The 21,718-nt window shown below is 27.4% G+C and carries 17 protein-coding genes and 2 pseudogenes; 8 read left to right on the forward strand and 11 right to left on the reverse strand.

What is annotated here, in order from left to right:
• The 7 genes and pseudogenes from ABJG40_RS02585 to alaS form a co-directional block, all read right to left on the reverse strand.
• A pseudogene (locus tag ABJG40_RS02585) lies at window positions 1-180 on the reverse strand (DNA-binding response regulator); the annotation flags it as partial.
• Between the two features lie 45 nt (window positions 181-225).
• A complete protein-coding gene (locus tag ABJG40_RS02590) occupies window positions 226-2,205 on the reverse strand; it encodes a sensor histidine kinase (RefSeq protein WP_348023023.1) in 1,980 nt (659 codons plus the stop codon).
• Window positions 2,206-2,307: 102 nt separating this feature from the next.
• Complete coding sequence (locus ABJG40_RS02595; RefSeq protein ID WP_348023024.1) at window positions 2,308-2,595, reverse strand: hypothetical protein; 288 nt, start codon at window positions 2,593-2,595, stop codon at window positions 2,308-2,310.
• Between the two features lie 12 nt (window positions 2,596-2,607).
• Window positions 2,608-3,924: a hypothetical protein gene (locus ABJG40_RS02600; RefSeq protein WP_348023025.1), complete on the reverse strand. Its 1,317-nt coding sequence runs from the start codon at window positions 3,922-3,924 to the stop codon at window positions 2,608-2,610.
• Between the two features lie 208 nt (window positions 3,925-4,132).
• Window positions 4,133-5,125: a hypothetical protein gene (locus ABJG40_RS02605; protein WP_348023026.1), complete on the reverse strand. Its 993-nt coding sequence runs from the start codon at window positions 5,123-5,125 to the stop codon at window positions 4,133-4,135.
• Window positions 5,126-5,206: 81 nt separating this feature from the next.
• Window positions 5,207-6,157, reverse strand: coding sequence for a GSCFA domain-containing protein (locus ABJG40_RS02610; protein ID WP_348023027.1), 951 nt, complete (start codon window positions 6,155-6,157; stop codon window positions 5,207-5,209).
• Between the two features lie 72 nt (window positions 6,158-6,229).
• Entirely contained in the window at window positions 6,230-8,848 is a 2,619-nt protein-coding gene (gene alaS / locus ABJG40_RS02615; protein ID WP_348023028.1) for an alanine--tRNA ligase, read from the reverse strand.
• A 161-nt stretch (window positions 8,849-9,009) separates the two neighbouring features.
• On the opposite strand from alaS, the gene ABJG40_RS02620 reads away from it, so the two are divergent.
• The 6 genes from ABJG40_RS02620 to ABJG40_RS02645 all read left to right on the forward strand — a co-directional run bounded on the left by ABJG40_RS02620 (window position 9,010) and on the right by ABJG40_RS02645 (window position 13,212).
• Window positions 9,010-9,978, forward strand: coding sequence for a M23 family metallopeptidase (locus tag ABJG40_RS02620; protein ID WP_348023029.1), 969 nt, complete (start codon window positions 9,010-9,012; stop codon window positions 9,976-9,978).
• A 12-nt stretch (window positions 9,979-9,990) separates the two neighbouring features.
• Window positions 9,991-10,320: a MerR family transcriptional regulator gene (locus tag ABJG40_RS02625; RefSeq protein ID WP_348023030.1), complete on the forward strand. Its 330-nt coding sequence runs from the start codon at window positions 9,991-9,993 to the stop codon at window positions 10,318-10,320.
• Between the two features lie 116 nt (window positions 10,321-10,436).
• Window positions 10,437-11,039, forward strand: coding sequence for a LemA family protein (locus tag ABJG40_RS02630; RefSeq protein WP_348023031.1), 603 nt, complete (start codon window positions 10,437-10,439; stop codon window positions 11,037-11,039).
• 3 nt (window positions 11,040-11,042) lie between these two features.
• Window positions 11,043-11,480, forward strand: coding sequence for a TPM domain-containing protein (locus ABJG40_RS02635; RefSeq protein WP_348023032.1), 438 nt, complete (start codon window positions 11,043-11,045; stop codon window positions 11,478-11,480).
• Window positions 11,477-12,319, forward strand: a complete 843-nt coding sequence (locus ABJG40_RS02640; protein WP_348023033.1) for a TPM domain-containing protein — start codon at window positions 11,477-11,479, stop codon at window positions 12,317-12,319. The genes ABJG40_RS02635 and ABJG40_RS02640 overlap by 4 nt, the downstream gene beginning before the upstream one ends.
• Window positions 12,320-12,375: 56 nt before the next feature.
• On the forward strand, window positions 12,376-13,212 hold the full coding sequence (locus tag ABJG40_RS02645; RefSeq protein WP_348023034.1) for a hypothetical protein: 837 nt from the start codon (window positions 12,376-12,378) through the stop codon (window positions 13,210-13,212).
• Here ABJG40_RS02645 and ABJG40_RS02650 read toward each other — a convergent pair.
• From ABJG40_RS02650 to ABJG40_RS02660, 3 genes and pseudogenes are all read right to left on the reverse strand, one after another.
• Window positions 13,209-13,586: a DUF423 domain-containing protein gene (locus tag ABJG40_RS02650; protein WP_348023035.1), complete on the reverse strand. Its 378-nt coding sequence runs from the start codon at window positions 13,584-13,586 to the stop codon at window positions 13,209-13,211. The two genes, ABJG40_RS02645 and ABJG40_RS02650, sit on opposite strands and share 4 nt — an antisense overlap.
• 5 nt (window positions 13,587-13,591) lie before the next feature.
• Window positions 13,592-17,281 carry a metallophosphoesterase gene (locus ABJG40_RS02655; RefSeq protein ID WP_348023036.1) on the reverse strand — a complete coding sequence of 1,230 codons (3,690 nt, stop codon included), beginning with the start codon at window positions 17,279-17,281 and terminating at the stop codon, window positions 13,592-13,594.
• A gap of 912 nt (window positions 17,282-18,193) precedes the next feature.
• A pseudogene (locus ABJG40_RS02660) lies at window positions 18,194-19,874 on the reverse strand (DUF4982 domain-containing protein).
• A gap of 181 nt (window positions 19,875-20,055) precedes the next feature.
• Between ABJG40_RS02660 and ABJG40_RS02665 the strand changes: the two are divergent.
• A complete protein-coding gene (locus ABJG40_RS02665) occupies window positions 20,056-20,502 on the forward strand; it encodes a hypothetical protein (RefSeq protein WP_348023037.1) in 447 nt (148 codons plus the stop codon).
• A gap of 264 nt (window positions 20,503-20,766) precedes the next feature.
• Window positions 20,767-21,276, forward strand: a complete 510-nt coding sequence (locus ABJG40_RS02670) for a hypothetical protein (protein ID WP_348023038.1) — start codon at window positions 20,767-20,769, stop codon at window positions 21,274-21,276.
• A 79-nt stretch (window positions 21,277-21,355) separates the two neighbouring features.
• Here the strand turns inward: ABJG40_RS02670 and ABJG40_RS02675 are convergent, their stop codons facing one another.
• The gene (locus ABJG40_RS02675; protein ID WP_348023039.1) at window positions 21,356-21,718 is read right to left on the reverse strand and encodes a response regulator; all 363 of its coding nucleotides are present in this window, start codon (window positions 21,716-21,718) and stop codon (window positions 21,356-21,358) included.

The raw sequence follows: 21,718 nt of genomic DNA on the forward strand, positions 1-21,718 counted from the left end.
AGGCATTTGAATATCCATTAAGATTACATCTATATTATGGTTTTCTTCTAGTTTTCCTATTAGTTCTGCACCATTTTTTGCAAGAAATTTTACAGAAATATCATCAAAAAAAGAAATTTTTTCTTTGATAGTTTTTACTAAAAAGTAATTGTCTTCTGCTATGCAAATTTTCAAAGTCATTTTGGTTAGTTTTTTCACTAAATTAAGAATTTAGCAGTTTTTATGTTATACGTCATTTGTCGTATTTTTTAATGATATAGAAATTGAAATTTTGGTTCCTTTTTCTAATTGAGAATTAATATTTACGCTTCCATTAATTTCACTCATTCTTTTTTCCATATTACTTAAACCGTTTCCTAAATCTACAGTTTTTATATTAAAACCAGTACCATTATCTTTAACAATAGCATCAAAATTATTGTCTTTTTTAATTAGGTTGATTTCAATTTTAGATGCATTTGCATATTTTATAGCATTGTTAATAGCTTCTTGAATTACTCTAAAAATATTCATACCAACTAAGGATGAAAAATTAGCATTCTTATCTATATTTTCAGTTATTTTAAACGTTGTTTTTTCTGTAGCTATTTTTGCTTTTTCAATAAAAGACAAAATTCTTGCATGCAGATCTTCAACCGAAATTTCGGTTTTATTCATTGCCCAAATTGTATCTCTTAATTCGTCAATAGTTTGTGATGTGAAAGAGCTAATATTAGATAGTTTGTCTTTTAATTTTTGATTAGCATCTTTAGAAATGTATTTTAAATTATCTACAGATGAAATTATAAAAGTTAACTGAGAGCCAATATTATCGTGTAAATCTCTAGAAATTCTTAAGCGTTGTTCTTGTAATCTATTTTGAGTTTTTATTGTTGATAAAGCATCTTTTAAATCGATTTCTTTTTGTAATTGTTTTCTTTTAAATTGATTTTTTCTAAAAACACCAACAGAAATAATTGCTAGTATAATAAAACTTGCCCCAAATAAAAGAGCATATAAACTTTTGTTTTTAATAGATAATTCTTGAGATAACAATTGCTCTTTTTGTATAGAAATTTCTTTTTCTTTTTCTGCAGTTTTATATTTAGTGTCTATATCTGCAATCTGCTCTACAATTTGTTTGTTATATAAAGAATCGTTAATTTGTTCGTACTTTTTAAAATAGAAGTCTAAACTGTCTGGTTCATTTAAGTTTCCTTTTACAGAAATTAGCCCTTTGTAGATGTAAATAAGTTGTTCTGTGGTATTAATTTTTTTTGTTTTAGAGAGTGCATCTAAAAGTTGTTTTTCTGCAATTTTAAATTTCTTTTTTTCAATATTAATTAAAGAAAGATTAATGTAAGAAGATATAATACCATAATTGTCATTTATTTCTTTTCTTAGTTTTAGAGATTTGTTAAAAAGATTTAGAGCACTATTTTGTTTTCCTTGATTTTTATATAAAGTACCTAAATTGTTGTAAATAACAGATAATTCATTTCTTAGATTTAATTTTTTTGCTATGGGTAATGCTTTTTTATAATAGATTTCTGAACTGTCTTTTTTTTCTAAAATACCATATAAATCTGCTATACCATTAAAACTATAAACATAACCTATAGAGTCTTTTAATTGCATTCTTATTTTTAAACATTCTTTATGAGTTTTAAATGCTTTTAAATACTGTTTAGAATCTTTATATAAATTAGCAACATTATTTAAGTTCATTGCAACCAATTTTTGTCTACCAAATTTTTTGTAAATTTTAATAGATTCTAGTGCGCAATATATTGCTGAATCTAAATGAAATAGTTGGTTATGAGCAATACCTAACTTATTGTAAATACTTGCAATACCTAAACTATCTTTTATTCTTTTTCTAATTTTTAAAGATTTTTTATAAAATACTAAAGAAGAATCAAATTGCGAAATTCTGTAGTAAATAATACCAATATCATTAAAACCTTGTGCAATACCATTTAAGTTATTTGTTTTTATAGAGAGGTTTAAACCAAGTTTACTATACTTAAAAGCAGAATCTGCTGCAAAACCAGAATAATACCAGCCTAAATCTCCTAAATATTTTATTCTAATAGAATCATTAATATTTTTGCCTTTTAACTTTTCTTTTAAAGCGTCTATTTGTTTTTGTTGCGAGAATAATGAGATAGTTGTACTTATAATTATGATTGAAAAAAAAAGTTTTTTTAAAACGAAATTAAGCATAAAGTATGTGTAGTTGTTATTAAAAGACTAATTTACAAATTATTATATAATTATTTAATTGTCTATTCGGTATAAAAATTACTAAAAAAATAATTTTTATGGTTAGGTTAAAAGTTCATTTAATGTAAAGTTTATATTTAAAATATCAACTTTAATTTTTTGCAGTTTTTGCTGCATCCCTTTTTTTATAAAATAAATTTCCTTTGGAACCTTTTCTAATTGTTTTGCAATCAGTTTTTCGTATTCAATTTCAGAAAACAGATTATCTAATTTATTTAATTCTAAGACTTTCATCCGTTTATAATCTATTGTAAAATAAATTAAAATTACTGTTATAAATAATAAAATAGATAGTAATAAAATTTTTGTGTTTTCTGGTAAAGAATCCATTAATATAAGTTCTTAGTTTTGTAAATAGAAACTAATTTTGTTTTCATCTTTTCCAATCATTAAAAGACCAATAATATCTACATTTCTTAAGAGCTGAGCTTCTTTAAAAACACACAACGTACCTTTAGAATCATTTGTTTTAGATTTTAAAGTCCAAAAATGTCTTTTAGTTTTTGTGTCATAATAATAAGAGCTTACAGTGTAGTTTAGGTATTTTGTATCTGTCCCATTTATTTCTACTTTAAATTTAACACTTGCACCATTAGATAATTTTGAATTATCAGGAATTGAAAGATTTACTTTACCAGATACATCTGTTACTTTATCTTTCATATTCACAAAAGTATAGTTCCAGTTCTTATAATTAAAAGTAGGCATACCAGAATCGTAACTTGGAGTGTTTTTTTTCTTTAAATCTTTTTTTATTAAGGGCACAACTGCAACATTATCAAAATTTCCATGTCTATTTATAAAGGTTCTGTCAAAATCACTGCTTCCTGTAATGTCGCCATTTTTAAAGTAAATTTCTCTAAAATAAAAGTATTGATACTTGCTAGATTTGTAATGTTTTTTTATCCAGTTATCTTTTTTGTCATACACATAATCATAAGTAGTTGAAGAGTTTGTTTTTCCAGTAGATTCAGATTTTTTTAAGCTTCCTTTTTTATTGTATACATATGTTGTGGTATAGTCGCTATATTTACTATTGGACTTATAAGATACTTTTATACCATCCTTAAAAATTGTAATGTAATTTCCAGAAATACTACCATCTTTACTACTAAAGCTCGTTCTATTTTCTGTTCTTTTATTGCCTTTGTAGGTGTAATTAGTTTCTGCAGTAAGTTTGTTTTCTTTATTATATTCTTTTTTATTTGTAACCCTTGCTTTTCTATCATTTTTATAAATAGTAATATACTTACTACCATCTTTAGAAATTGATTCTCTTTTTATGAGATTTCTTTTTTTATCATATGTAAAAACGTAATGAGAAGCGTATTTATCTATTATATCGCTAATGTTTTTTGTACTAGTTAATAACCCCTTGTTGTTGTAATTGTAAACCTTCTTTGTAGGATTAGATTCAGAAAAAGTACTGTTGTACAAGTAGTAAGTTTCTGCTAAATTACCATTATCATTATATCTTTTAATACTTACAGATTTTTTTACAAAACCGCCACTATTTTTATCATAAGTATAATAATGTTCTATTGTTTTCTGAACGTTTTTGTGTAAGTTTTGTGATGTTAAATTGTAAATTTCTGTCTGACTAAATTCTTGAAAATGAATCGCTAAACATAATGTTAATAAAATTGGTAGTTTTTTCATGTTGTTTGTTTTTAAGGTTTTGAAAATTATTTTTTTAAAGGAGATGATTGGCGTATGTTCTAGAAAACACCAACCATCTGTAACCCTAAAAAACAATCTTAATTTCTTGAGATACTATGTATTATTTTTTTCAAATTTCAGATAATATTAAAGTTTAAAAAATACGTCATTTGCCTTATTTTTACTTCTGCTAATTAAAAAAAAAGTTTTATTTTTTAATCTTTTTGTATAGTAGTATTAAAAGTGAAATGACAATTAGTATTGTAAAAAATGGAATTCCATACACAGATAAATAAAAGAGAAAACCAATCGTTTTGTTAGAGATTACGCCAACTTTATATGCATTTGGAAGTGAAATTTCTTTAAAGTTTACAATCTTAAAATTTTCTTTAGAAAAAGTATCTATTTCATTAAAATAGGCAGAACTATTTTTTGTGATATTTTCAAAATTAAAATTAGAGAGTTTTTTTCCGTATGTAATAACAAAATTTGGATCTGGTTTTTTTCCGTAATTTGATAGTGTAAAATTTAAAGTAGCACTTTTTTTATCAAAATAAAGTACTGTAGGAGTACTGGTTTTTACATTTTTTATTGAAATTTTATCTTTAAATTGAGTATAGAAATTACCTTTTTCAATTGGTGATTTCCAGATAGACCCTGTTTCTATTAAATAAATAAATGCATTTTTTTTGTCAGACTCATACCCTTCAGTAGTTTTTGCATTGTTGGTGTTTACTAAAAAATAAACAGTAAATTCTGTAATTTTATTTGGAGGAAAGGCAACTTGCCATACATACCAATTATCTTTTTTATGGTTAGGTTTTTTGTATAACTTGGCTTCAATTTTGTTTACGAGCCCTTTAATTTTGTATAAACCATCTACTCTAACTTCATTTACTTGGTGATGAAACTCTATGTTTTCGAACACATTATTTATTGGGTAACCAACCTTTATTTTTAAAGTGTCTTTAGAGGTGTTTTTAAAATAATAGTTTCCTTTTACAGTTGCAAACCCTTTATAAAGTTGCATATAAATATTTTCAGATTTCATCTGAATTTTCTTATAGGCAATAGTGTCTTCTGGATATAAAAGAGTAAAGCTGCCACTACCACCAGCATTCCAAACTCCAGGTTGTGCAGAGTTAGAAATTAAGAAACAAGAAATTAATAGGGTTAATAAAACATACAGTTTACTTTTCATATTTATGATTTAAAAAAAGCTATTAAGCTTTTCAAAAATCAATAAATCAAACCTTAAAATCAATACGGCATTTGACGTATTTTAAAAATTTATAAAAGAAAATTGTTCTTCAATTCTTTTTTTCTTTAATTCTAAGTTTTGTAAAAATTTCTGATGACTTTCTGAGGTCTCATTAAAAGGTCTGTGCAACATTCCTTTTTGAATTACATCAATTTCTTTCATTATTGGCATCGATTTTTCTGAAAACCAAGTAGCCACAAAACGTTCCCATATATAGTTTATAGCTGTTTTATTTGGATGTACCATGTCTTCTGCATAAAAGCGATAATCTCGTAATTCATCCATCATAATTTCATAACTATAAAAATAAAAAGTATTTTTCCTTTTATCGATTACATTATGAATACTCGAAATTAAGTGAGATTTACTTTGTGTGTTTTCTAAAACCCCATCTTTTAAATGACGGACAGGTGAAACTGTAAAAAGTATTTTTACATCTTTATTTAAGGTTTTTAAAAGCAATATAATTGCTTCTAAACTTTCTGTAATTTCATCTATAGTGAGTAATTCTTTTAAAAATTTTTTCTGCGGAATTTTATGGCAGTTTGCAACTATAGTGTCTGTTTCAATAAACCTATAAACCCAAGAAGTACCTAGTGTAATTATTATGTGTGATGCTTCTTGTAATTGTTTTTTTGTAGATAAAATAGTTGAGTTTAAATTGTTTAAAATCTTATTTTTATTTGATAAACTTAAGCTAGAATGTGCATCAAAAGCATGCCAACGTTCATTTTGAAAAATTAAATCTTCTTCAGTATAAATTTTCTCATTAATAGCATTCGTAATTAAGGTTTCTATAGCTTTTGGTTGAAAAAGAATTCCAAACGGATTTTGATTTGTTTGAAATTTGTAATAATTAAGTTGATTGCCAATGTTTTCAGAAAAACAAGAACCTAATAGAAATACTTTTGAATTGTAATCTATAAGATTTTTTGTTTCTTTTTTTAAAGGAATTGTAGTTTGAAGCTGCATAGTATAAAGGTAAAATAAAAAAGGTTCAAAATAAAATTTTGAACCTTTCTTGCAGAGTTTATCTTTTGTGTTTTAAACTAAATAATCTTTTGCTTTCTCAAGTACTTTAGGAATTCCACCTGGGTTTTTACCACCTGCAGTAGCATAGAAATTTTGTCCACCACCACCACCGTGAATTAATTTTCCTAATTCTCTAACAACAGTTCCAGCATTATAGCCACGTTCTTTTGCTAATTCTTTAGAAATATAACATGTTAACATTGCTTTTTCTTTTGTTGGAGCAGTAGCAAATAAAAGGAATAAGTTTTTATGCTCTTTTCCAATATCAAAAGCAAGATTTTTAATTCCGTTTGCATCTAAATCAATTTTTGTTGCTAAAAACTGTACACCATTAATTTCTTGTAATTGATTTTTAATTTCACCCGATAAATTTTGAGCTTTATCTTTTAATAACTGTTCAATCTGTTTTTGCAAAGAAGCATTTTCTTCTTGTAATTTTTTAACAGCCTTAACAGGTTCTTTGGTGTTGTTTAGTATATCTTTAATTTCAAACAAAGCTCTATTGTTTTCGAAATAAAAATCTTTTACAGCATCATTAGTAATGGCTTCAATTCTTCTAATACCAGCAGCAACAGCTCCTTCAGATTTTATTTTAAAATGCCATATATCACTGGTGTTTTTTACATGTGTTCCTCCACAAAGTTCTACAGATTTTCCAAATTTTATAGCTCTTACTGTATCGCCATATTTTTCGCCAAACAAGGCCATTGCTCCATCAGCAATTGCTTGTTCCATAGTAATATTTCTACTTTCTTCTAACGGAAGTTTACCTTCAATTCTTCTGTTTACAAAGTTTTCTACTTCACGTAATTCATCAACCGTCAGTTTAGAAAAATGAGAAAAATCGAAACGTAAATACTTAGAATGAACAGCAGAACCTTTTTGCTCAACATGAGTTCCTAAAACTTCTCTTAATGCTTGGTGCAGCAAGTGTGTTGCTGTATGATTGCATTCTGTTCTATAACGCTGTTTTTTGTCTACAACAGCTTTAAAAATTGCATTTAAATCTTTAGGGATATTTTTAGTGAAATGTATAATAACGTTATTTTCTTTTTTTGTATTTACAATATAAACTACGTCTCCACGTGAATCTTCTAAATACCCTTTGTCTCCAACTTGCCCTCCTCCTTCAGGATAAAATGGAGTTAAATTAAAGACTAATTGATACATTTCACCATCTTTCTTAGAAGTAACTTTTCTGTATCTTGTAATTTTTACATTTGCTTCTAGAGCATCATAACCAATAAATTCTTCTTGGTTATCATCAGCTAAAACTGTCCAATCATCTGTAGACATTTCACTAGCAGCTCTAGATCTGTTTTTTTGTTTTTGTAATTCAGTTTCAAATCCTTTTTCATCTAAAGTTAACCCTTTTTCAGAAAGAATTAAAGAGGTTAAATCTATAGGAAATCCATAAGTATCATACAATTCAAAAGCTTTATTTCCAGAAATTTCTTTACCAGAAGTGTTTTCAATAATTTTATCTAGTAATAATAAACCTTGATCTAGAGTTCTTAAAAACGAAGTTTCTTCTTCTTTAATTACATTTTCTATTAATTGTTTTTGTGCATTTAGTTCAGGGAAAGCATCTCCCATTTTTTTGCTTAAAACATCTACTAATCTGTAAATAAAAGGTTCTTTTTTGTTTAAGAAAGTAAACCCATAACGTACTGCTCTTCTTAAAATTCGTCTAATTACATACCCTGCACCAGTATTGCTTGGTAATTGACCATCTGCAATAGAAAATGCTACTGCTCTAACATGATCTGAAATTACACGAATTGCAATATCTTGCTTTTCGTTTTTACCATATTTTACGTGAGTAATAGTTTCAATTTCTCTAATTATTGGTGTAAAAACATCAGTATCATAATTAGATTTTACGTTTTGCATAACCATACACAAACGTTCAAAACCCATTCCTGTATCTATATGTTTGTTTGGTAAGTCTTCTAAAGTTCCGTTTGCTTTTCTATTGAATTGCATAAAAACTAAATTCCAAATTTCTACTACCTGAGGATGGTCTTCGTTTACTAAAGTTTTTCCATCTACTTTTGCTTTTTCTTCATCAGAACGAATATCTACATGAATTTCAGAACATGGTCCACAAGGTCCTTGTTCACCCATTTCCCAGAAATTATCCTTTTTATTTCCTTTTAAAATTCGGTCTTCAGAAATATATTGTTTCCAAATATCGAACGCTTCAGTATCCATTTTTAAATTATCTGCATCATTAGAACCTTCAAAAACGGTTACATATAAAATGTTTTTATCAATTTTATAAACTTCGGTTAATAATTCCCAAGCCCAAGCAATAGCTTCTTTCTTAAAATAATCGCCAAAAGACCAATTGCCTAACATCTCGAATAAGGTATGATGGTAAGTGTCATAACCAACTTCTTCTAAGTCATTATGCTTACCAGAGACACGTAAACATTTTTGTGAGTCTGATATTCTATTTTTTTTTGGCATTCCATTTCCTAAGAAATATTCTTTAAAAGGAGCCATTCCAGAATTTACAAACATTAAAGTAGGATCATCCTTTGTTACCATAGGCGCAGAAGGAACAATTAAATGTTCTTTTTCTTTATAAAAATTTAAAAAAGTAGCACGAATATCTTGTGATTTCATAAGAAAAGAAGTTTCCAACAAGTTGGATTTTTGTTAATTTATTTTTAAAATAATCACTTTAAAAAAGCAATTGTAAAACATTTTGTAAATTTGTGTGTTATTAAAAAGAGTTTTAAATTTAAAACTCTTTTTAATTGTACAAAAATAGTATAAATCATCTTATGGCAAAAGTAAAATATTATTACGATGCAGACACACTTTCTTACAGGAAAATTACTGTAAAGAAAGGAGATGTATATAAGAAAACTGTTTTTGGTGTTTTGGCTGTTTTTTTAACAACCTTCATTGGTTTTATTGTGTTTAGCCAGTTTATAATGTCTCCTAATGAGCGTGCTCAAAAAAGAGAATTAGAAAATTTAAAATTGCATTATGAGTTACTTTCTAAAAGAATGCAAGAAAGTTCTGCTATATTAGCTCAATTGCAAGAAAGAGATAATAATATTTATAGAACTTATTTTGAAGCAAACCCAATACCAGAAGAGCAAAGAACTGCTGGTTTTGGTGGTGTTAACAGGTATAAATATTTAGATGGTTTCGATAATTCTACAATGATTACAAAACTAACTAAAGATATAGATGTGCTTTCTAAACAGTTGGTTGTTCAGTCTAAATCATTAGATGAAATAGTGGTTTTAGCCAAAGAAAAAGAAAAAATGTTGGCATCTATACCAGCAATTTTACCTGTTAAATTAGAACATTTAACAAGAATGGCATCTGGTTATAAATGGAGAATGCATCCAATTTTAAAGATTAGAAAGTTTCATAAAGGAATGGATTTTACAGCGCCTGTAGGAACACCTATTTATGCATCTGGTAACGGAAAAATAATTAGAGCAGAAAGAAGCGCTACTTTTGGTAAAGTTATATACATAGATCATGGTTATGGGTATAAAACTATTTATGCACATATGAGTAAAATGAAAGCTAGAAAAGGACAAAAAGTTAAAAGAGGAGACTTAATTGGTTATGTAGGTAATACAGGGCGTTCTGTTTCTGCTCACTTACATTATGAAGTTCATAAAAATGATAGAGCTTTAAATCCTATTAATTTTTATTACGGAGATTTAACTCCAGATGAATTTGCAGCAATGCAAAAAGCAGCAGAAGAAGAAGGGCAATCTTATGATTAAATTTTAGGTTTTATGTATGTAGATTTACCTGAAAAAAGATATTACAAAATAGGAGAAGTTGCAAAAGCTTTTCATGTAAATACATCTTTAATTCGTTTTTGGGAAAAGGAGTTTGATATTATTAAACCTAAAAAAAATGCCAAAGGAAATCGTTTATTTACGCAAGAAGATATTGTAAACTTTAAGCTCATTTTTAATTTGGTAAAAGAGAGAGGTTTTACTTTAGAAGGAGCAAAACAAAAGTTGAAAAAAAACCCAGAATCTACTTTTGAGAAGCATGAAATTATTAGCAGATTAGAGGCTGTAAAAGCAGAATTGGTAAAAATTAAAAATCAATTGTAACATTTCTTTTATTAAGGTGTCTAATTTACTAGATAGCGTTTGATATTCTTTATAATTACAAGAATATTAGGTAATATTGTATTACAAAAATCAACAAAAATTAAAATTTAGAAATTATGAAAAAATGGTTAATTCCAGTAATAGTTATTGCTGTTATTGTATATGGAATCTATAATTGGGCAGTTGGATTTCAAAACACAGCTGTAGAAACTCAAGAAAATGCAAAAGCTAAATGGTCTAACGTAGAAAGTGCTTATCAAAGAAGGAATGATTTGATAGGAAATTTGGTAAGTACAGTAAAAAATGCAGCAGAATATGAAAAAGGAACTTTAACTGCTGTTATTGAAGCTAGAGCCAAAGCTACATCTACAAAAATTGACGCTAACAATTTATCAGCTGAAAACATGGCTCAATTCCAAAAAGCACAGTCTGGTTTGTCAGGAGCTCTTGGAAAGTTGATGGTTGTTGTTGAAAAATATCCTGAATTACAGGCTAATAAGAATTTTTTGGCTTTACAAAGTCAAATTGAAAGTACAGAAAATAGAATTAAAATGGAGAGAGACCGTTTTAATGAAAGTGTAAATATTTATAATAAGTTGATAAAAAAATTCCCAGGTTCTTTCTTAGCAGGAGTAATGAATTTTGATGAAATGGATCTTTACAAATCTAATCCAGGATCTGAAAATGCTATTGATGTTGGTGAAAAATTTAAAGAGTAAAAAATGTCAAATGTAGAAGCATTTCTTACTCCAGATGACGAACAAGAAATTATTTCTGCTATTAGAATTGCAGAGAAAAATACTTCTGGTGAAATTCGTGTTCATATTGAAGCATCTTCAGATAAAAATCATGATGAACGTTCATTAGAAGTATTCCATCTATTAAAAATGAATAATACCAAAGATGAAAATGCGGTATTAATTTATGTTGCTGTAAATGATAAAAAGTTTGTTGTTTATGGAGATAAAGGAATTAACAATGTTGTTCCTGATGATTTTTGGAACTCAACCAAAAATATTATGCAATCTCATTTTAAACAAGGAAACTTTAAACAAGGTTTGGTTGAAGGTATCTTAAAAGCTGGCGAAGAATTAAAAGAGCATTTTCCTTGGCAAATTGGTGATGAAAATGAACTGTCTAATGAAATTTCTAAAGGATGAAAAAGATAGTTATTAGTTCTCATTTTTTAGTTTTTAGTAAAAAATTGTTAGTAACACTTAGTTTTATATTATCTCTAAGTCTTTTTTCTCAAGGATATGTAATACCAGAAAAATCTAAATTTCAAACAAGTGTATACGATTATATAAATTTGTTAACACCAACTCAAAAAACAAATTTAGAAACTAAGTTAGTTCGTTATTCAGATACAACATCTACTCAAATTGTGATTGTTATAATTGATTCTACAAAAGGAGAAGATGTCAATTATTTAGCTGCTAATTGGGGAGAAAAATGGGGGATAGGAGATGATGAAAAAGATAATGGTGTTTTAGTTTTGTTAGCTAAAAATGACAGAAAAATAGCTATACAAAATGGTAGAGGTATTGAGTATTTGCTTACCGATTTTCAATCTAAAAGAATTATTGAGAGAGTTATAATTCCAGAATTTAAAAAAGGAGATTTTTACAGTGGATTAGATTATGGGTCTGATTATATTTTTATGACTTTAAATGGCCAGTTTACAGGAACTCGTCAAAATGAATCAGAAGGTTTTGATCCAGGTATAATATTTTTTATCATTATAATTATTGTAATTTTTATTTTAATTTCTAGAGGTAACAAAAATAATAGAGGAGGAGGAAGACGTTATAGAAAACGTGATGTAGCAGGAAGTATTTTAGAAACCATTATTTTAAGTAACGCTGGTAGAGGAGGAGGAAGTTTTGGTGGAGGATTTGGTTCTTCTAGTGGAGGAAGCTTTGGTGGTTCTTCTGGTGGGTTTGGTGGTGGATTTGGAGGAGGAAGCTTTGGTGGAGGTGGTGCCTCTGGAGGATGGTAATAAGCACGAAAAATAAATATATAATTCTTAAACATTAAATTTTCTTGAAAAAAATCATGTTTTTATTCAGTTTATTGCTTCTAGTTGCTTGTAATAACTTTGGTGAATTAGAATTGCTTGGTACATTGTCTAAAAACCTCGAAGAAGTTTCTGGAAATGAAGTTGTTACTGGTTCTAGTTTAATTTGGATGTTGAATGATGGAGGAAATAAATCTAAAATTTACGGGGTATCAAAGAAAGGGAAAATAGTTAAAGACATTACAATAAAGTCTAAAAATAACGATTGGGAAGATTTAACTTCTGATGATAAAGGGAATCTTTATGTAGGAGATTTCGGAAACAATTTTAGCAAACGTAAAAATTTAGCAATTTTAAAAATAAAGCATAAAGATTTATTTAGTTCTAAAAAAATTGAGGTAGAAAAAATTAAGTTTTATTACCCAAATCAAACAAAATTTCCTCCAAAGAAAAAGAAATTATATTTTGATTCTGAAGCCTTTTTCTACTATAAAAACTCATTTTATATTTTTACAAAAAGTAGAGTTAAAGATAAATTTGGTAAAACTACTTTGTATAAAATTCCTGCTAAAAAAGGAAACCATAAAGCAGAATATATTTCTGAATTTAATAATGGTAAAGAAATGGTTTCTTGGATTACTTCTGCAGATATTTCTAAAGATGGAAGTAAGGTTGCATTACTATCACCTTCATCAATATTAATTTTTTCTGATTTTAAAAAGGACAATTTTTTATCAGGAAAAGTAAAAAGAATCACTTTTAATAATCAATCTCAAAAAGAAGGTATTTGTTTTAAAGATACAAACACTCTTTTAATTACTGATGAAAAAGCACACGGACTTGGTGGTAATTTATATCAATTAAAAATTGATTAAGCTATAAATTTATAGATTAACAATCCCCAACCTAAAATTAAAAATAAACCACCTAAAGGTGTAATTGGGCCTAGAAACTTTAGTTTCTTATTGTTTGCTGAAGAAATTACCAACCCATAAATAGAAAAAGAAAATAGAATTATACCTATTATAAAAGCATAAATAATATAATTATCTATTGTTATTTTATTGTTTAAATAAAACCCTAAAACCAGTAAAACAATTGCATGATACATTTGGTATTTTACACCTGTTTCAAAACTGTTTAATTGTTCTGTTGTTAGTTTTTTCTTTAATAAATGAGCTCCAAAAGCACCAAAAATTACAGCTGTTAAACCAAAAATCGCTCCAAATACCAATGCTATTTTATCCATTTTTTTTAAAATTTAAAACCAATTCCTGCAGCAATTCTAATTCCATCATCACTACCAAAAGCGGCAATATTTGCACTTAACATTTCTGCAGCATTTATAAATAATCCACCTCCATAAGAAGTGTTCCAGGTTTTTATTTTGCCTGGGTTAATTGTTAAACTTTGTTCTCCCCATACTTTACCATAATCAAAACCACTATAAATACCAATATTTAAGGGCACTAAGCTTGTTTTAACTTTTCTTAAGAGTAAACGTATGTCAGAAGAATGATAAAAAGAGTTTTTACCTGTAAATCGTTGGTTTCTATAGCCTCTTAAACCATTTTGGTTACCACCAATACTCGCTTTCTGATAAAATTCTAAATTATCACCAAAAGTAAAATGAGCTTTTAATTTAGTAGCAAATACTAATTTACCATTAGAGTTTAGCCTTTGGTCAAAAGAAATAGAAGGTATAATATAACTAAAACTATTACTATTATTTAGGTTGTTGGTATAACCAATTTTTAATACTGTTTTCATGCCATTAGTAGTAAAAGCAGTATTGTCTTTGTTTTCAAACTCATAACTTGCTTCTGTATTAAAGAATTTTTGAGCATTAAAAACAGCTGCATTTGGATGTAGTTGTGAGTTGATATATCTACCAGGAGTATTTTCTACTTTATAATTTTGAAAATTAGCACCAATTTTAACTTTTGCACCCAAATTTCCTTTCCAATGAATAAAAGAACCTGCATTTAGTTGTTTTATTTTTACTCTATTGTATTCTTCTTCTTCTACTTCATTTGCAGCCGGATTTAAAGAGTTGTTTCCTAATCCGAAGTAATTGATTGCAAAGTTTGGACTTGTAATTCTTGCTTGAATTCCTAAATTCCACTTAGAAAAAACATTTGCAAATTCACTAGAATATTCAAACTCAAAACCTTTGGTTGCAAAATAAAAAGCTCCGTAAATATTATGTTGTGAAGAAAAAGGATTTCTTTCAAAGCCATAAGTAATATATGTATTAGATACACCAATTTTAACGCCATCATCTGGATTAAAACCTAGAGTTGGTGTAAGCATGTATTGATTTTTTTTAAGTTTTTTATAATCATAAACATTTGTATCATAATTATCTGTTAGTTTTTTACTTCCTTTCTTAGTGATAAAAGTATTTTTCTTTGATTTATAGTCGTAAATTTTTACTTTTTTGCCATTTATAATGTTATAGCTATCGTTATTTTGACCGCCAATAATTCTAACAATAATTTCGCAATTTCCATTACCTTTTACAACAAACGTATCTTTATCATCTAAACCGTAAATCCAAATTTCTTTAGTGTATTTCTTATTGTATTTTTTCTGATGAAAAATGGTGCTTTTTTCGCCTTTTTTTAAACGATATCCAGTAATTTTTGTTTCACCATTTTTTAATCTTTCAATTTCAAACCAATCATCTTTTTGTGTTCCTCTAATTACTTGAAATTTATTGATGTCTTTAAAATATTCGTTAGATATTTCTTGAAGATTACGGACTCTTCCTAAAAGTTTACGTTTAATATCTTCTATAGTTTTGTCTTTAACTTCTTTCGGAAAATTATTAAAAGCATCATCAATTATAGGTTCTGTAATATTGCTCGTTATAATTTTTACTTGTGCATCCCAATCTTCTTTTTTAGCATTAATAATTAATACCATATCTAAAGGATAAGGTTCTAGGTTAAAAGCCTTCGGGTTTTTAAGTTCTTCTTTGTAAGATTGCATTAGTTTTAAGGCAGGAATTGTTTTTGTAACAAAATTTAACAAAAAACCATCTCCCATAATAGAAAAAGCTTGATCTCTATCTCTAGGTATTGGTCTGTAAATAGTTTGTTTCTCTTCTTTAAATACTGCCCATCTCCATTGATCTTCATGTCTATCCCAATCTCCAATTAACATATCAAATAAACGTGCTTTTATATATGCTTTTTCATCTAGAATATGATTTTCGTTTTTGTTTAAAACATGTAATAAATCGTCTGTGCTAATTATTTTATTAGCAAAACCAAAACTAGCTTTATCTCCATGACCGGAAGCTGCACGTTCTTCAATCATATACAACTCATCACCAAATTCATTATTAAAATGCTCTAAACTATTTTGTTTAGGAATGTAATATAAAATAGGATTTGTATGATAAACACCAATAGCATCAGACAATTTACCAATTGTAAATGGTGCATAAGGGTGAGATCCTGTAAAGACGTCGTTTAATAAATTTTCTGTTGCAGTGTCATCAAATTGCCCTTCTATATATTGATCTTTAAAGGCTACAGCTTGTAAATACTGTACAGCATTTTTACGCAAAGCACGCATTACATATTCACGTCCTTTTTTGTCTTTTAATCTTAAAGATTTTGATTGGTGTCCTCCTCCTTTTCTAACAGGTTTTAACCCACCAAAAAGTGTGTCTAAATTAACTGTTAGAGCATTTACTTCTGTTCCAAAATATTTACGATAACGTTCTCCCCATAAAAAACGATAAAATTTACTTTTAGTTATTTCTTTTTTAGTGTAAATAGAAGCTTTTTTTTCTTTGATTTTACTTGCAGGAAATGTGTTAAAAGTATTCTTTGTATTTGCGGATAAAACCTCTGTTTGATATACTATTTTATTGTCTTTTACGGCATAAAAACTAACGGTTGATGAACCATTTTTATAAACCACTAATTTAGCAAAACCTTGCTCTCCATATGTAAATTTTGCTCCCTCAGATAATTTAGTTGGTGTAGTTTTAGAACCAGAACCACTTATTATTTGAGGTAAATTATCTTTAACTAAATACTGTAAATTATGATCATGACCAGAAACAAAAATGGTTTTATCATTTTCTTGAGAAATTGTAACTAAATGTTTTTTTAGTTGATTGTACTTTTTATTCTGAATATCTGTATTTGTAAGTCCAGATGTTTTTCTGATTAAATTTTTTGCAGACCCTAAAATTGGTAAAGGTTTTAAATAACTTTTAAATGAATATTTTCCTCCATGAGAACCGTTTGTAAACATTGGGTGATGCAACGCAATAATTGTTGTTTTACCTCGCGATTTTTTAATTAAACCTTCATATTCGTCTAAGAATTTTGTTCTAGTTTTAATTACGCAATTGTCATTAATAGTAGGGTGCTTGTCCCAATTTGTTAAATACCAATGTGTGTCTACAATAATTAAAACAATATCTTTTGTAATATCTACTTTTTCTAAAGGACAACCATTTTCTGGTAAAAAAGAGCTTTTTCCAAGCGCTTTTTTTACTAATTTTTCTTCTCTTTTTAATCCCTCTAAACCATTATACCAATCATGATTTCCTGGAATAAATATAGAGTTTCCTTTAAAAGTTTTAGCAACATCTGTTTGGGCTTCAATTCTTCTTTTTGCTAAAGGATATTTTTTAGATTTCTTTTTCGGAATTCCTGTTTCATACACATTGTCTCCTAAAAATAATAATGTCGATTTTTTTGAAGCTTTGCTAATATGTTTTTCTAGATATTTTAAAGCAGGAGAGTTTTCTTTAAAAGTTGAGTTTCCTGCGTCACCAATTAAATAAAAAGTATGTTCTATTTTAGAAGAAGTTTCTGTTTTTGTTGGTTTTTCATTAGAAAATTGCGCTTTGTAAGTAGCACAACTTGTAAATAAAATAATAGCAATAAAATATAAAAACGACTTATAGGTATTCATGCAGCAAAAGTATTAATTTATATTTGTTTTATTATAAACTTAGATTCCTCAAAATAATATTATCAAATCACTAGTGTTCGATAAAAAAAGCCTGAATAATAGAGGTTTTTTCGTATAGTTGATTAAATTTATAACCAACTGTGAGTTAAGAAAGTATTTTTTACGATAGTCTATTTTCAGCCAGTTTATAAATTTGCTTTCTAAGCAGAAAGTTAAACAACATGTTGAATCTCATAAATCTGACCATTATTGTAAGCGTTTTAACTCTTTTCAGCACTAGATCACCTTACTTCTATAGAATTCCCTCTGGTTGTAGTTATTTATGTGAATTGTGTTTATAAACAGTGAGTTATGAAAATAAAATAAGTCATTGTAAATTTAACTATACCTCCTAATAAAAGTGCCTTGTCAGACGCTAATAAAAGAAGAGATTGCAAAGTTTTTGGGGCTATCTATTATAATTTGGTTAAAGAATATTACCCAGATTTAGCGGACAGCAAAAATTAATTAACCATAGATAAGAAAGTTCTTAGTATATATTCTACAATCATAAGTCTACTCTAGCTTATTTTTTAATGTGTTGGATGTAACTCTAGTAATGGAAAATGCAAAGGAGGTGCTAAAGAAACTATAAATTCAACTATTTTAGAAACTGCTAACTTTGGTAATTAAGAAAAAGATATTTTAGGTAAGATTGATAATCAAAATTGGTCTACAACTTTGCGTTTAAACTATAGTATCAATCCAAATATAACTATTCAATTTTATGGGAAAGAGGTGTTGCAGGTTATGATAATTCTAAAAATTATTTATTTAGAAGTGTACGTAATCAAATTGTAGATAAATCTTTAGAAGATACTTTTTTGATATAAGAAACCTACAGATTTGTGAGGTAGAAAATAAATCTATTTTTTAGAATTTAAGTTTACCTGATTTTAATCCTTTACCGGTAACAGATAATTCTATGTTTCCTTCTTCTTTTGAAGCTTGAATAATTACTACTAGTTTACCACTAAAAAGTTTCATTGTTGGTAAGTGAAATAACTCTAATGAAGTTACATCTCCATTGCAAGCAGCTCTATAGCTTGCATTCCCTTTTACTTTAAATTGAAGTTGATTCGTTGCTGTTGGACATTCAATTCCGTTTTTGTCAACTACAGAAACAGTAACATAAGATAAATCTTTTCCATCTGCTTTTATGATTTTTCTGTCTGGACTTAGCACTATTTTTGAAGGTTTACCAGCCGTATGTATTTCTTTTTTGGAAACAGGAATTCCTTTTTCATCAAAAGCAACAACTTTTAAAGTTCCTGGTTCATACTTTACATTCATCCACATTAAACGATATCTAGAATTATTTTTCTTCTGGATTCCCATACTTTTTCCATTTACAAAAAGCTCTGCACTATTGTAATTTGTGTACACAAAAACAGGTGTTTTTTTACATTCTCTTCCTTTCCAGTTCCAATGAGGTAAAATGTGTAAGGTTTCTTCTTTGGTATTCCATCTACTTCTGTATAAATAATATCTGTCTTTTGGCAAGCCCGCTAAATCGTTAATTCCAAAATAAGAACTTCTAGAAGGCCAACTTTTATCATAAGGAGTAGGTTCTCCTAAATAATCAAAACCTGTCCATACAAACTCTCCAATAACCCAAGGTTTATCATCCTGTAAAATAAAATCATCTTCAGGTAAGTTAGACCAACTACAATATTCTAAATCATAAGAAGAACTTTGAAAATCATCATATTTTTTCATAGATGCTTTTTCTACAGGAAATTTGTAAATTCCTCTAGAACTAACTGTTGATGCCGTTTCAGAACCTAATAAAAAACCTTGAGGAAATCTTTTAAAGGCTTCATCGTATAAATGGACTCTGTAATTTAAACCAGGAATATCCATAATTGCTCCAAAACCAGAAGCCATAACTGCTTTTACTTGATCCATTCCAACAGTAACAGGTCTTGTTGGGTCTTCTCTATGAAAAATATCTTGCAACCATTTTGCACGTTTTACCCCTTCTTCTCCCCATTGATCTGGTACTTCATTTCCAGAACTCCACATGATAATTGATGGATGATTTCTTGTAGCTCTAACTAAATTCACTATATCTTTTTCTGCATATTCATCAAAAAAACGATTGTAACCATTTTTTACTTTTGGTTTTGCCCATTCATCAAAAGCTTCTGCTAAAAATAGAAAGCCCATTTTATCACATAGTTGAAGCTGCTCAAAAGAAGGCATATTGTGCGAACTTCTAATTGCATTTACGCCCATGTCTTTTAGAATTCTTAATTGTCTGCGTATTGCAGCAACATTTACTACTGCTCCTTTCTTTTTCTCCGTTTTGAGTGATTGCAACAACTTGTTTATCGATTTCTTTATCAAAAGGGCCATAAATTGCCCAATCATGAGGCACCGTTACTGTTTGCCAATTTTTATCATTAAAATTTATTTTTTCTGCGTTTTTACTTTCACCTTTTTTAAAAGTCCAGTTTTCTGAAAGTTCTATTTTTTTTCTAGTTTGACTAAACATGATAGAAGAAAGTAATAATGTAATTATAAAAATAGAGAGGTAGTGTCTAGATTTCATTTTGGTGTTTTATCAGGGTAAACAATAATAAAAACTTATTGCAAGTTATAAAATTTCCTCATTATGATTTAAGTTTTTTAACCTTAATAAGAAAATAAGAAAATTACCTATTGAATAGACTTTACTTCTGAAATATATTTGTAAAGAATAAATTAATACCTAACTTATTAAATATTTTATTATGAAAAAAGCCACTCTATTTTTAACGTTTATCATTATAGCTTTTACAATTAAAGCTCAAGATGTAGCAATGAATACTACAAAAACTTATAATAATTTAAATTATGAGGAGGAACCTCTGTTGAATGAAAGCAATATGGTGGTTGCACCTCTATTAAATGAAACTAATTATACTTATAGGTATAAAGGAGATGATGTTTTAGTTGTTTATAAAAATGACGAGCATATAGAATATTTTAATAACAAAAAATATTTTATTAGATCTAAGATAAAATGGACAGCTAAAGATAAATGTTATATGACTATTCAGGAATCTAATTTACCAAATTTTCCTTTTGCTAAGGGTACTAAATTACATATGAAAATTATTAAAATTAAGCGAGGAAAAGTTTTTTATGAGTCTACCTTGGGAGGTAGAAGTTGGACAGGTAAAATGAAAGTAAAATAAATTAATAATTAAACATCCTGTTTTTTGTGAACAAATTCAAAAAAACAGGATGTTTTGTTTGAATACAAATTCTTTATTTAGTGACTTTTGTAATGTCTTGTTTACAATTTTGAACTATAAAACTAATTTTTCAAGCTAAGTAATTATCAAAATGTAAATTAAGAAATATACTTATTGAATAACTTAGTATCCATTAATATATTTGAAGGATGAAATTAGTATAAAAGAATTCTAATTATGTAATTTTTATAAAAATATGCTATTATGAAAAAAATATTATTTGTTTGTAGTTTATTACTTACCGTTAATTTTTATGGACAAAAAAAAGTTGAAATTTCTCTACAGCAAGATGCGAGACTTTTAATACTTGGAGATGATAAAGGAAACGATCCTTTAACTGTTAACCTTATGTCTAAATTAGAAGTTCCTATTCATAATTTTAAAAAGAGCCATATATCAACTTATCTTTCTGTAGAATATGCTGATTTAGCTGGAAAAAACTATAAGAGATATGCTTTAGGAATAGGGTATGTTTTAGATAGTGTTTATAAAAAAATTGGAGCAGGAGCATATGTGGATTTTGGAAAAATTTACAGGAAAGCAGAAGGATTTAATAGTTATAGTCTTAGCGGAGAGTTAAGTTTTAAACTAAATAATTGTTTAAGGTTTATTTGTACGCAACAATTAACTCATAGAAAAGATTTAAAAATACTTTATAACTCAAAAAAAGAATTTATAATTAGCGGATTTGTTGGAATAAAATACAGTATATAAATTTTATATAAGCATTAACTAAAAAAAGCTCTAAATTATTATTAAAGCTTTTTTAGTTTATTTAATCTATATGTGCTAGTTAAGCATATTTAATATTTTCAATTAAATCATCAAAATCATTTGCTTTATCAAAAAAGGCCAAAGCACCATATTTTAAACACATTTGTTTTAGTTCTGTACTTGTAGAAAAAACAAAAACTTTCTTATCTGTTTTTTTTTCTTTAAGCCATTTTAATACTTCAATGCCATTTCCATCTGGTAAACTTAAATCAAGTGTAATAATTTCGAAATTAGATTTGTTTAAGAAAGAAAATGCTTCTTTTAAAGATTCTGATAAATATATGTTTTTTATGCCATTAATTTTTTTAGCTGCATTTACTATTTTTTGACCTATATAAGGATTGTCTTCTATTACCAATAAATTATTGAGGTTTGTTTTCAA

Source organism: Polaribacter sp., from assembly GCF_039939415.1.
GTDB lineage: Bacteria > Bacteroidota > Bacteroidia > Flavobacteriales > Flavobacteriaceae > Polaribacter.